Source organism: Mucilaginibacter lutimaris (assembly GCF_042676625.1).
GTDB lineage: Bacteria > Bacteroidota > Bacteroidia > Sphingobacteriales > Sphingobacteriaceae > Mucilaginibacter > Mucilaginibacter lutimaris.
This window is the reverse complement of the sequence record NZ_JBHTIA010000013.1, coordinates 134,086-146,252: the sequence shown is the minus strand read 5'-3', so window position 1 is coordinate 146,252 and position 12,167 is coordinate 134,086. Positions and strand designations below refer to the sequence as shown.

The window sequence follows — 12,167 nt, the reverse complement described above, 5'->3', positions numbered from 1 at the left end:
CATAAGCGGGCAGGGCAAAATCGCATTTTCGGTTATTTATAATCGTTTAAAGGCAGTATTATGAAGCTGGAACACTTACTTGCCGCAGCCGGCATATTATTGTTTTTAAGCGCACTTGTATTTTATCAATTTTCTAAGAGGGCTTATTTATTATCGGTTTTGTTTCTTCTACCGGTAATGGATCTGGCTATTACCCCGGTAGAGTGGGGGAGATTTAAAGTCTTCGACGTAATAAGTTATATCATTTGCATCCTTTTCTTTAAAGATTTTATGTTAAAAAAGGAAAAGAACAGATATAGTATCTACTATATTTTGTTTTTTTTATTGATAACAAGTGCCTTTTTAGGTAGCCTTAATTCCCAATTTTTGAGAAACTCTATATTGAGTTTTTTCTCGCTATTTCCGGTATTTATATTTGGTAAGGCATTATTGATGGAGTGTTCATCAGATAGTGAATTTCAGTTGGAAGTAATCAGAATATTAAAATTGAGCGTTTTAATATCTATAGCGTTCTTGACAGTTCAGGTCATCTTTGGGCTTGGTTTTACATTTTATCAGTCACTTAACAGGAACACGCTCATGTATGGCGATCCCCGTTATCCGAGTTTCTTTCACGACCCCCAAAAGTATGGGCAATTCTTGGTAATGTTGGGCTTTCTATTCCTAATAGATTTTAAAAGCATTGATAGTCCCGGATGGAAAAATTATGTTCTTTTTTTGCTGGTAATAATAGCGCTTATTAAAACCGGCGGAAGAACCGCCCTTTTCGGCGTGTTCACCGGTATGGTGATACTTTTATTCAAGTTAGGAATCCGGTACCGCATTGCGTTTCTTTCATTAACCGTGGCAGCGTCTATCTTGCTTGTTTTCTTTTCAGAAACCTTCGTGGTATTCGACAGGGCAAAAGAACTTAGTGCCGATTACATTTTTCGCGCCGCGCTATGGGATGAAGCACTGGGCTGGTATAGCATACATCCAATTTTGGGATTGGGAATTGGTAATTACGGTAGTTATGCAATGGCCTTTTCAAATAACTATTACATAGACATCGATAAGAATGTAATATTCTTTGACCAACCCGAAAGCGGGTATCTAATGATCTTGACAGAACTTGGCCTAACAGGTTTCATAACTTTTTGTTTACTGATCTTAACGCCTATATATAGTAGCATTAAGGCATACCTTGGTGGAAGCAAAAATCAAATCATCTTTTTTATAATTGCGGGTCTTTCCGGCTGGATGGTCACATTCGCCTCTGTTTACTCTATTAGCGACAAAAGGATTCTTATTGTGCTTATCACTTTGCTGACGTTGTTGATCGCTGAACGCGAAAAATCAAAAAAAATATACAATTAATATGGGCTTTTTTAAGAAATCTGGTTTGATTAACAATAGTTTATGGGGGTTGGTATCAACCATCTTGCAGACATTGTTCCTAAGCCTATTTTTTGTGATCGTTTCGCGTCATTATCCAATCAAGGACTTTTCAAATTTCCTGATCGCAAATACTGTTTATCAATTGATTGTTGGTTTTTCATCTATGGGGCTGGGGCATTGGTTTATTCGCGAATATGGGCAGGAAAAACAAGAGTCTTCAGAACTGGTATACAGGTTCATTAAAATTCAAACCTTGTTAGGTATCGTATTTTATGTGATTAACATTGGCTTAACCTTCGTTATATATTCAAATGAGCAAATACGGTTGTTATCCTTCATATTAGGGACGAATATAATTTTTGATAATCTCATCTACGCGCTTAAGAACTTAAATATCGCCCAGTTTCAACAGCGAAAATCTGCTGTAATAATGGCGGTCGATGGTTTTTTACGGCTTCTTGCAGGTTGTGTGCTTTTCCTCTGGCCCGTATCATTAATTTATCTATCAGTTTTATTAGTTGCGGTGCGGTTGTTCACAGTGAATTTGTTTATATACATTGGTACCGGAGGGGCTATCAAAATTGGCACCCTCTTGAAATTCAAAATCACACTTCCAGACCTGAAAAAAAACGTTTTCGCAAACTGGCGATTTATACTTATCGTAGGCTCCTCTATAATTTTTTGGAGGAGTGCCACTATTATTATATCCAAGTATCTTACAGCGGTAGATGTAGCTAACTACGAGGTCTCTTACAAGATATTCTCCATGTTCACTATCGTTGCTGTAGTTGCATCTACAACGGTCTATCCAAAATTTGTAAAATTGATACATGCTAAAAACACCCATGCGGTGCAGGGATTTTATCAACTTGTTTTTTTAGGGTATACCATTTTTGCAGTTACATCTTTCGCGTTCATTCAATCCTTTTCAGATACTATCATCCCGTTTATCTTCGGGCAAAAATTTGCCTTAGCTTCGGGGTGCATGCAGCAGATGTTTCTAACATTGCTTGTATTCCCAACCGTACTGTTGCAGGCAAATGTAATTGTAGCTAAAAACATGGAAAGGATAGACATGATCCTTAATTTCATCGTACTGCTAATCAACCTCTTCTCCAGTCTTATCGGATTACATTTTTATAAGTCTTTATCAGTCATCAACTATTCAATCTTTGGGGCTTTCGCAATATTTCACATCATGCAAAGTGTTGTACTCATCAGGTTGAAAGTGGGTACTGTGAAAAATTCGGCCTTATTTTATGTTTTGATCCTGGCATTTGTTTTTTCATATAAGTATTTAGGGACCCTGTTTCATCCGGTGTTGGTATTTACCTTATTTCTGGTTGTAGGTGTCGCTCCACTGTTATATGTGTTATGGAAAAAGATCCAGCTCTACTTAAACACCACACGAAATTTGCCGGGATAATATAATTCAAAATGAAAAAAAAAATACTGCTTTACATACAGGTACCATTTATGGATATCAATCTCGAGATGATCAATTTGATTAAAGGAGAGTTTGATATCCATGTGCTCATAGAATTGCCGCAAACCATGTTACATGCTAACATATTTGATTTAAATGCAAATTTGAACGAATATGATTCATTAACATCTTTCTGGCCGGTAGCTGGCAAATGGCAACTGGAGTATTTAGAAGAATACTTCAGTGGATGTGAATCAGTTCACTTCGTGATTTACAAGCCTGGCAGCAAATTGGATCTCATTAAAACCACCTATAAGGTTCTGAAATTTATAAATAAACACAAATTTGATTACCTCCAATTTGATGATTTTTCTGCGCGGCAGGCTTTTTTGCTTCCTTTTTTAAAACTAAATAAAAGACTGATTCTGAGTATCCATGACCCTATTCCACATGGTGGTGAATTTGAATGGAAAAGGTCGGTCATAAAAAAAATGTTTTACGGCAAGGCGAAAGCTTTTATAACGTATTCAAGTTTTAGCAAAGACCTGCTTAGAAAGACACTGGGTTTAGATAAGCAGGTTGTCAATCTTAACCTGCTTCCTTATACTGTATTTCGTAAGTTCTTAACACATCATACTGTTGAGCAAGAGAGAGGTTATATTTCATTTGTAGGCAGGCTTTCTCAATATAAGGGAATCGATTTGTTTATCGAGGCCTTACCTACAATCTTAAAAGAATTTCCGGATCAAAAGTTTATGATAGCCGGCCGCCCTGCGTTTGGTTACGCTGTTGATAGTAGTAAGCTTGCTAACATGGCAAGTTCTGTTTCAGTGATGGAGAGGCACCTCAGTAATCAGGAAATAGTAGATGTGATCTCCAAGTCGAAATTAATTGTTTGCCCTTATCTTGAAGCTACGCAGAGCGGTGTAGTCATGACAGCTTATGCGCTTGGGTGTCCTGTGTTAGTGACGAACACAGGTGGACTGGCTGAATCTGTTTTAGATAACTATACAGGTATGGTTGCTAAGGCGATATCCAGTGACGCGATTGCAGCTAAGATATTGGATTTTTTAAAACTTAACTTATACCAGGATATGCATGCCCATATAACCGGTGATCAATTAGTCTCAAAACTTAGCAGTTCTAACCTCGAAACATTGAGCCAGATTTATATTTAATTTCTAACCGATGGTGATCCACTATCATGATGGAAATAACGCTATTTATTAAGATGATTTGTTCTTTAGTTAGACACTACGATAGGTACCGGATTTGATTGAATAGTATCGCCTGATAAATTTATAACGGCAATATATGCAACGGTAGCCCGAACTTCTGATACAACCGTAGGTGTATTAACTGGTTTTAAAGCGGGTTTGCCCACAAAATCAGAATTTTTATTACAAGCACTTAAACCAATTGCTAATAAAGATATGATTAACAGCTTCTTGATCATTTTAATTTAAATAATAGGGAGTATTTTTTATTTTTTTCGAGTTGCACTTTAGTTTCAGAAACTAATGGCCTAAAATTTCCTGCTGAGTCTGAACCGATATATAAGATAAATGCCGACGAAGGCACCGTTTGGGATGCTGTAAAAGTTGCTGTGTAGGAGTCATCCTTATTTTTTATTACCTTTAAAGTGTTAGGCTCAATAGGCAAAACTTTAACGTCTCCGGGGGCTACATCTTCATATTTCGCTAAATTATTCCCAACCCGCACATCGTCAAGGTAATAACTTCGTTCTTTTGAAGTTGATATTGTCTTCGTATTATTCCATTCCCATTTGTAAATCCCAAGCTTAAGATAAGGATATAGCAAATCATTGTAACCTATTGGTTTACCGATTCTCTCAATAATTATTTTGCCATTTAGCCAAACCTGAATGACTCCCGAATTATAGCCCCATTTAATGTGAAAGACCCAATCATTCCATTGATTGTGTGTTACCGGGCCAAGATCAAGGTAATCTATAGCGGTATTTGAAGCGTCGTTAACTACAGCTGACGCCCATCTGATCGCCAGTTTATACCGGTCACTTTTGATCTCTAATCCTAATGGCGGGCTCCTCCAGTTCTCTCCTCGCGATAGATCGGGCATAGCTTGCCACTGAGCAATGATTTCAGTTGCAGGGTCACTTGCATACGTTCCGGGAAAATAATTCGAGAAACCGTACCAAAACTCTCCGTTACCTTGAGCTTTCATTCCAAGTTCTGCCCTTGGCCCGTTTAAAAGGTCTTTTCCTCGTACCAAATCAAACTTTATAGCACTTTTTCCACTTCGCACTTTGTCTGTGACAATTGTTGCCGACCACGGCTGAAAGAGACTTTGTTCGTACCAGCTGGCTATATCGGCTTTGCTTTCAAAAGTCGATTGAAAAATGAGATTTTTCCGTTGTGCTACTACAGGGGTTGAAAATGTTAATGATAACACTATTATGTTGAACGTGTTGATCAACATTAGCTTTGTAAAATTCATAATCAATAGTTCTTAAAAGCCTTAGGGGCATTTCTGTTGCTTATACGCCGCATAGGCGATTATGTTGCATTTTTTCTTTACAATCTGAAATAGCGAACATGATATTCGTTAAACAAAAAGGCACATCGGCTTAATTATTGCGTTCAATATACAAAATTTAATGTGCGGTGTATGTGTAAACTTGTGATGATTGACGATAATCCCCTTGAACATTTAATAATGAAAAAGATTTTTGCCCGGCATCATCTTTTTAATGAGGCTGTTCATTCGATAGATAGTAAATTGATCATCGATTTTTTGACCGAAAAATGCAATGACGCTTTAGTGCTGCCAGACCTGATCTTTTTAGACCTTGATATGCCAGGCTTTAGCGGATGGGATTTTTTAGAAAGCTTCGCAAAGCTTTTACCTTGTTTGGCAAAGCAAATCACAATCTATATCATATCTTCTTCGGTTGACCAGAATGATATGTTAAGAGCCAGAAATTTTTCCTTTGTAAAAGAATTTATCTCAAAACCGGTTGAAATTGAAAAGTTAGAAGAAATTCATTTCTTTCATAAAAGATTGTCTGCTTAATTATTTCTGCGAACCAATTGCTTTAATATCAGCTATTTTACTCTTTAAATATTTCATCATCAAGTTGTTGTTGTATATTTGAGTATATTTGAATGTTATCATTCAACATGCGATATTTCCTGGATCATATTAAAAAACTGGTTTTTTGTATTGTTTATTTTTCGCTGAGCACTTACTCTCTGATTGCTCAAACTCTACCCATTAGAAGTTATTCTATCCAAAACGGTCTTCCCGAATCACGCGTTTATGCCATTTATCTTGATCGTTCGGGATATTTGTGGACAGGCACGCAAAGCGGTGTCTGCTCATTCGACGGCCTCAAATTCCGCATCTACGATTCGCTTTCGGGCCTTCCTGATAACCACGTGACATCTATCTGCGGAGGCAATGATAAACAAATCTGGTTTGGGCACCGTTCCGGAAAGATTTCTTGCTTTCAGGATGGCCGTATAAAGGTTTTAAAAAATGCCGCATTTGAAAATACAGCAGGTATTAACCAGGTACTTTGGCAAAACCAAAGCCTTTTTATAGCGACCGATGGAGATGGTGTGTACGTTTTTACTAAAATTAACAAGGATTGGGAAGTGCAGCATTTTCTGACGTCCTCTGGTCTTGCAGACAACGTGGTGAATAAGCTTTGCATTAAAAATAAGGACGAAATTTGGGTCGCAACAAACAAAGGCCTTAATATTTTAAATGCAAGGAAAAGAGAAATTTTGTCTGCTGTTGAAACATTCACAGGAAAGGTATCAGCGGTCGCCCAACGGGGAGACAGCCTTTTTTGCGGTACTGAAAAAGGCCTGCTGGTGGTTGAAAAAGGTTCGATCAGGCGTTTTCCGCCGTTATCGAATCTTAAATTTAATCACATCATCAACGCTATCTTTATTGGCCGCGATGGCGAATTATGGCTGGCTACAAATGAGGGTGCTATACAGGTTAAAGGGCAGAATGTTAAAACGTTTGGGAGAATAAACGGATTATTAAGCGATATTATTTACGACATCGGCGAAGATCGCGAACACAGCATTTGGCTTGCTCAGGATGATGGTATTTCCAGTTTTCGTAGGTCCCCCTTTGAACTTTTTAACACCAAAGACGGGCTGATCTACAATGAAAGCTATTCCATTGAACAAGACGCAAAGGAAAACTTTTGGGTCGGAACGCGCAGAGGAATCAGCATTTTCAGAAGCAATTCTCAAGGCATCCAACCGGTCCGTAATCTCACCAGGAAAGATGGTCTACCCGATGATTTTGTCTATGACCTTTTTTGTGACAGCCACAACAATATGTGGATAGCCTGCGCAAAAAAAGGCGCTGCATGCTATATAACCTCTAAAAATAAAATAATCACTTTCGGTCATCAAACCGGCCTGGCTGGTAGGCAGGTGGTGAGTATCAATGAAGATAAGAAGGGCAGGATTTGGCTTGCAACGCTCGATAGCGGTTTAGCCGTTTACGATTATTCTACCCAGAAAATGAGAAGCTTAACAAAAGGCAAAGGCTTTGTTAGTAATGGAGTATGGGATATTCATCGGGATAAAGATGGTTATCTTTGGTTTGGAACCCGCGACCATGGATTAATTAAACATGATCCATTGACTGATGCTTTTAGTGTGATAGATATTCCCGGAAAAACGGTAAATTATGATTTTGCATCTATAACATCTGATAAAATGGGCCATATATGGATTGGCACCATAGGGGACGGCGTTCTAAAATACGATGGCCACCGATTTGAAAAATATGGTTTTCGTAACGGGTTAAAATCAAATAACCCTTACTTTGTTTATTGTGATCGGGAGGGACAGATTTGGGTTGGCAATAACCTTGGGCTTGATAATTTTAACCCATATACAAAAAGCACAATCAATTATCTTGAAAATGATGGTTTTTTAGGTATTGAAACAAACCAAAATGCAATTTATGAATCTGGTAACGGGGATTTATGGATAGGTACAGTTAAAGGACTGATGCATTACAAAAGGCAAAGCGAACGGTCCAGATCTGTCGCGCCATTGGTTCATATCTCAAAAAAGCAGGTCTTTTTTAAAGATGACAGCTTTCAAAATACTGTATTAAAGCATAATCAAAACTATATCACCTTTGAATATACCGGGGTTTCCTTAAATAACGCTGAAAAAATAATATATAAATATAAACTCGCCGGATTGAGCGATAAATGGTCACCGGGTATTTCGGATGCTCGTGTCAGCTACGCAAACCTGTCGCCTGGAGACTATGTATTTATGGTCAAGGCAGGTTTTCCAAATGGTAACTGGAGTTCGCCCGCTTCCTACTCTTTTAAAATTATTTCTCCCTTTTACAGAACGTGGTGGTTTATCGTACTGTCGGCTACGTTACTTTACCTTATTGGTTGTTGGATATACCAGTATAGAGTAGAGCAATTGTTAAAATTTCAAACAATGCGAAATAAAATTGCCAGTGATTTACATGATGATATGGGTTCTGCCTTAACCAGCATTTCTATTTTAAGCGAAGTTGCCGATCAGCAACTTAAGAGAGAAGGTATTCAGGATACGCGTGAAATTATAGGGCATATAGCAAATCATTCACGAACTATGCTGGAGGCTATGGAAGATATTGTGTGGGCAGTCGATCCCAGGAATGATCAGTTTAATGACCTGTTTATTAGAATGCGCGAATATGCCATACCTTTATTAGAAGCCCGAAATATTGACTTTAATATAGATATGGATAGCGGGGTAGAAGATGTTCCTTTGTTAATGGCGCACAGGAGAAATATATATTTGATCTTTAAAGAAGCAATCAATAATATCTTGAAACACGCAAATTGTTCAAAGCTTGAAGCTACCGTTAAGAAAGAGGGTAAAAAAATTATTATGACTATTGCCGATAACGGAAGAGGTTTCGATAGCTCAGTTCGAAACAAAAGGAACGGCCTTAAAAACCTTAAAAAACGGGCTGCAGAGATGAATGCACAATTGGATGTCATTTCAACTAAGGGCGAAGGAACTCTGATCAAATTACTTATTAATATATTATAAATACTTTTGTTAAAACCTTAATTTTGTTTTAAAATCCCGACGTGAATCTACGAGTTGCCGTATACGATGATAGCGATGCCCTGCGCGAAAGTTTAGAGTTTCTGATTGGCAGTGCTCCCGGAATTACTTTGGCCGGTCTTTATGCCGGTTGTGAAAATATCATAAGCGACCTGGCAGAAAATAATGCCGACGTAGTACTTATGGACATTGACATGCCAGGAATTAACGGTATACAAGCTACGGCTTTAGTTAAAAGTCATTACCCGGATGTTAATGTGTTGATTTTAACTGCTTTTGATGACAGCGCGAAGATTTTTGAAGCTTTGCATTCGGGTGCTACCGGTTACTTGTTGAAAAAGACCCCGCCAGCCAAAATATTAGAGGCCATTGCCGAAATAAGCAATGGCGGTGCGCCCATGACAGCCAATATAGCCAGGAAGGTTCTTGACTTTTTTTCAACAAAAAAAACAGAACCAGCTAACTCTTATGACCTTTCCAGTCGTGAAAAAGAGGTGCTGAGCTGTTTGGTTAAAGGCGAAAGTTACAAGATGATAACGGTTTCATGTGCCATAAGTATCGGTACAGTTTGCACTCATATCTCCAACATTTATAAAAAGCTTCACGTAAATTCAAAATCTGAAGCAGTGGCCAAAGCCATTATGGAAAATTTGACCGATCATTGATTTCTTCTCAATTCGTCGGTATAACTACAATAGGCCAAGTCATATAATCCTATTATTGACAGCGATAATTTTTCTTAGCAGATTTGTGATAAGAGTTTAAGGCCTGATCAATTTAGATGTATCTGTAAATTTTGTAACATTTTCTGAAAAAAATCGTAAAGGTCAGAATGATTACGAAAGAACGGAGAACACAATCGCTGATAATGTTCAAAAGCACAAAAACGATTGGTCTGATGATCATTGCCAATCTCTTGGCAATCCTCTTACTAACACTATTATGGATACTAATGTAGTGTGGTAAAAGTTCTACATTTTGTGGAAATATTTACCGTGGAATTTAATGCAGTCAGTTTTTAGCCTTTAGTAAAACTTTTATTTAAAAAAATTTCTAAAAATTATCATAAGAGTATATGATTAAATAAGTTGGCGATTATTTTAATTAATAACATCTTGATAAATCCCCACATCTGGAAGTATTTGTTCGCGCCAATGCTAACAATGGTAAGTTCCTACTTTGTTTAACTTATTTAGTCAGAATAAGGTATTAATTGGTAATAATCACTTGATCAATCAACGGATTTATAAAGTTTTCGATGCTTTACTTGGTGCAGTATTTGAACACATCAAGCGCGCTATGGAAAATACATACCTCTACTTATATCGTATTGTTCTGGGTATTACTGACTTAATTATCATTAATCTTTGTTTTTATTTAGGTAGTACAATATCTGGGAGGTATTTAGGACTTCCAATTCAAATAACTTTAACAGGATTTGAGGTTGCATGCAATATCATCTGGGTTATCCTTGCCATAATTTTCCAGTTATACCATTTACCAATCGTAAACAAATTGAACGATTTTTATAAAGCAACCTTCAAAGTTTGCGTTTCCCATTTTGTTATTTCCTTTTTGTACTTTTCTTGCATTGCTCGGATACAGCATGGTACGATCTTAATGATTTCATTTTATGGATTATTATTTTTTAGTTTCGCAATGAGCCGCTTTACCGGCGGGGCTTTGCTATCCGTAATCTTTCCTTCAGACCATGATCATGATGCCTGACAATGTAAGATTAACTAACTCCTTAATTTCAATTCTGCCTATAATTGTCTGGCCCGACCAGATATGCCATTTCCGCTCGCTCTCATAGACACTTACCTACGATATATGATTAATAGTTGGAAAGTGTAATTCAGATTTGCTACAATATTTAAAAAACAAACCAATGGGTGACGGTTCATACCACACACTTCGCATAGTGTGGGTATGTTTTAACAAATTATATTAACTTTTACGATGTTAGAAATTAAAATAATTATTATTGGTTATTTATCGCATTGATAATTAACCAATAATATATTTACTTAATGCAGTATTAAAACAAGTGCTGTTTTTTTTCGTTTGATAAGCGATGACAATAAATAAAAGACCAGCCACAGTTTATGTTATTGATGATGAACCCTTGGATAACATGATTGTTAAGATGTTGATCAAAAGGGTTGATACCGCGATAAATGTTAACACACTAAGCAATGGGCGAAAAGCAATTGAGCAACTAGCAATGGTATTGCAAACCTCTCCCGAATCTCTACCTGATTATATTTTTTTGGATATTAATATGCCAGGTATGGATGGATGGCAGTTTCTGAAAGCTTATGCAGCTTTGAAGATCAGAAAAGTCAAAGCAATACCTATTTATATCATATCATCTTCAATCGATTCCAAGGACATCAATAGGTCTAAATCGAATCCTTTGGTTGCGGATTTCATGAATAAACCGCTGAATGTGGAAAACCTCAGAACTATATTTACAGCTGCCTGATCCAGTCTATTAGGTGCATTACAGAATTATGAAAAAGAAAATCCTGATCATAGAAGATGATAATGATATACTTGATATAACAACACTGGTATTAAATATGGCCGACTATGAAGTTATTGGAAGTAATGGAACGGATGATATAATTGCCCTTGTTAAAACGCATCAACCTGATTTGGTTCTTACAGATTATATGCTTCCCGGCCTAACCGGTGGTCAAATTTGCAAACTCATCAAAAATCATAAAGATACCGCTAAGATACCTGTAATACTGATGTCTGCATATCAAAGGCAGGCTATAGATGTTGGGAATTTTGATTATGACGCTTATATCAAAAAGCCTTATAACGTCGGCCATTTGGTTAGTGTAATGAATAAGTTCACAGCCAATTAAAGGAAAAATTTATTTTTTTAAATAAATTTTTGATGTACGGGCATGAGTCTGATACTTGATCAAATATAGCTTAGATTGTTTATAAAAGCATCCGATGACCCCAAATTCACTGATAAAACGGTGAACAATTTGCTTAACACGGATATCATTGATCTTATATTTCCATTTCATAAGTCTTGCGTGTGCTTTAGCGTCGTTTCATACCAGGTAACTGTCGCAGGAGCAAATTCCTCATTCACCAAGACCGCTACTTTACGGTTATGTTCCTTAAATACGTCAACCAGCATAATCGGCTTTTTAGTTTTACCCAGAAACCGGTTTTTGTTTTTTTCCGCTGTTAGCTCTTTACCACAGTCCTTTAAGTAGCGGATCATATCATTAATCTTT

Annotated in this window: 12 protein-coding genes; 9 read left to right on the top strand and 3 right to left on the bottom strand. The window is 37.1% G+C overall.

Annotated elements, in window-relative coordinates; genetic code table 11:
- Positions 1 to 60: 60 nt before the first annotated feature.
- Genes ACFQZI_RS18595 through ACFQZI_RS18585 form a run of 3 tightly spaced genes read left to right on the top strand, consistent with a single transcriptional unit; the run spans position 61 to position 3,981 of the window.
- Complete coding sequence (locus ACFQZI_RS18595) at positions 61 to 1,356, top strand: O-antigen ligase family protein (protein WP_377145185.1); 1,296 nt, start codon at positions 61 to 63, stop codon at positions 1,354 to 1,356.
- A 1-nt stretch (position 1,357) separates the two neighbouring features.
- Positions 1,358 to 2,803, top strand: a complete 1,446-nt coding sequence (locus tag ACFQZI_RS18590) for an oligosaccharide flippase family protein (protein WP_377145183.1) — start codon at positions 1,358 to 1,360, stop codon at positions 2,801 to 2,803.
- A 50-nt stretch (positions 2,804 to 2,853) separates the two neighbouring features.
- Positions 2,854 to 3,981, top strand: coding sequence for a glycosyltransferase family 4 protein (locus ACFQZI_RS18585; protein ID WP_377145181.1), 1,128 nt, complete (start codon positions 2,854 to 2,856; stop codon positions 3,979 to 3,981).
- Positions 3,982 to 4,046: 65 nt separating this feature from the next.
- Here the strand turns inward: ACFQZI_RS18585 and ACFQZI_RS18580 are convergent, their stop codons facing one another.
- Positions 4,047 to 4,259, bottom strand: a complete 213-nt coding sequence (locus ACFQZI_RS18580; protein ID WP_377145179.1) for a hypothetical protein — start codon at positions 4,257 to 4,259, stop codon at positions 4,047 to 4,049.
- Positions 4,256 to 5,281 carry a polysaccharide lyase gene (locus tag ACFQZI_RS18575; protein ID WP_377145177.1) on the bottom strand — a complete coding sequence of 342 codons (1,026 nt, stop codon included), beginning with the start codon at positions 5,279 to 5,281 and terminating at the stop codon, positions 4,256 to 4,258. Before ACFQZI_RS18575 ends, ACFQZI_RS18580 begins: the two co-directional genes overlap by 4 nt.
- A 171-nt stretch (positions 5,282 to 5,452) precedes the next feature.
- Here ACFQZI_RS18575 and ACFQZI_RS18570 point away from each other — a divergent pair, with 171 nt between their 5' ends.
- The 6 genes from ACFQZI_RS18570 (at position 5,453) to ACFQZI_RS18545 (ending at position 11,780) form a co-directional block, all read left to right on the top strand.
- Positions 5,453 to 5,857 (top strand): response regulator, encoded by a 405-nt coding sequence (locus tag ACFQZI_RS18570; RefSeq protein ID WP_377145175.1) that lies wholly within the window; start codon positions 5,453 to 5,455, stop codon positions 5,855 to 5,857.
- A 107-nt stretch (positions 5,858 to 5,964) separates the two neighbouring features.
- Complete coding sequence (locus ACFQZI_RS18565; RefSeq protein WP_377145173.1) at positions 5,965 to 8,883, top strand: ligand-binding sensor domain-containing protein; 2,919 nt, start codon at positions 5,965 to 5,967, stop codon at positions 8,881 to 8,883.
- Positions 8,884 to 8,924: 41 nt separating this feature from the next.
- Entirely contained in the window at positions 8,925 to 9,566 is a 642-nt protein-coding gene (locus tag ACFQZI_RS18560) for a response regulator transcription factor (protein WP_377145171.1), read from the top strand.
- Positions 9,567 to 10,128: 562 nt separating this feature from the next.
- Complete coding sequence (locus tag ACFQZI_RS18555; RefSeq protein ID WP_377145169.1) at positions 10,129 to 10,629, top strand: hypothetical protein; 501 nt, start codon at positions 10,129 to 10,131, stop codon at positions 10,627 to 10,629.
- Between the two features lie 349 nt (positions 10,630 to 10,978).
- Positions 10,979 to 11,389 carry a response regulator transcription factor gene (locus tag ACFQZI_RS18550; RefSeq protein ID WP_377145168.1) on the top strand — a complete coding sequence of 137 codons (411 nt, stop codon included), beginning with the start codon at positions 10,979 to 10,981 and terminating at the stop codon, positions 11,387 to 11,389.
- Between the two features lie 28 nt (positions 11,390 to 11,417).
- Entirely contained in the window at positions 11,418 to 11,780 is a 363-nt protein-coding gene (locus tag ACFQZI_RS18545) for a response regulator (RefSeq protein ID WP_377145166.1), read from the top strand.
- 167 nt (positions 11,781 to 11,947) lie between these two features.
- Here ACFQZI_RS18545 and ACFQZI_RS18540 read toward each other — a convergent pair whose 3' ends face one another.
- A complete protein-coding gene (locus tag ACFQZI_RS18540) occupies positions 11,948 to 12,154 on the bottom strand; it encodes a hypothetical protein (RefSeq protein ID WP_377145164.1) in 207 nt (68 codons plus the stop codon).
- Between the last annotated feature and the right edge of the window lie 13 nt (positions 12,155 to 12,167).

Bases quoted from the DNA above. Each gene is read 5' to 3' on its own strand.
- ACFQZI_RS18595 (WP_377145185.1), top strand. From the start codon at position 61: ATGAAGCTGGAACACTTACTTGCCGCAGCCGGCATATTATTGTTTTTA.
- ACFQZI_RS18590 (WP_377145183.1), top strand. From the start codon at position 1,358: ATGGGCTTTTTTAAGAAATCTGGTTTGATTAACAATAGTTTATGGGGG.
- ACFQZI_RS18585 (WP_377145181.1), top strand. From the start codon at position 2,854: ATGGATATCAATCTCGAGATGATCAATTTGATTAAAGGAGAGTTTGAT.
- ACFQZI_RS18580 (WP_377145179.1), bottom strand. From the start codon at position 4,259: ATGATCAAGAAGCTGTTAATCATATCTTTATTAGCAATTGGTTTAAGT.
- ACFQZI_RS18575 (WP_377145177.1), bottom strand. From the start codon at position 5,281: ATGAATTTTACAAAGCTAATGTTGATCAACACGTTCAACATAATAGTG.
- ACFQZI_RS18570 (WP_377145175.1), top strand. From the start codon at position 5,453: ATGTGTAAACTTGTGATGATTGACGATAATCCCCTTGAACATTTAATA.
- ACFQZI_RS18565 (WP_377145173.1), top strand. From the start codon at position 5,965: ATGCGATATTTCCTGGATCATATTAAAAAACTGGTTTTTTGTATTGTT.
- ACFQZI_RS18550 (WP_377145168.1), top strand. From the start codon at position 10,979: ATGACAATAAATAAAAGACCAGCCACAGTTTATGTTATTGATGATGAA.
- ACFQZI_RS18545 (WP_377145166.1), top strand. From the start codon at position 11,418: ATGAAAAAGAAAATCCTGATCATAGAAGATGATAATGATATACTTGAT.
- ACFQZI_RS18540 (WP_377145164.1), bottom strand. From the start codon at position 12,154: ATGATCCGCTACTTAAAGGACTGTGGTAAAGAGCTAACAGCGGAAAAA.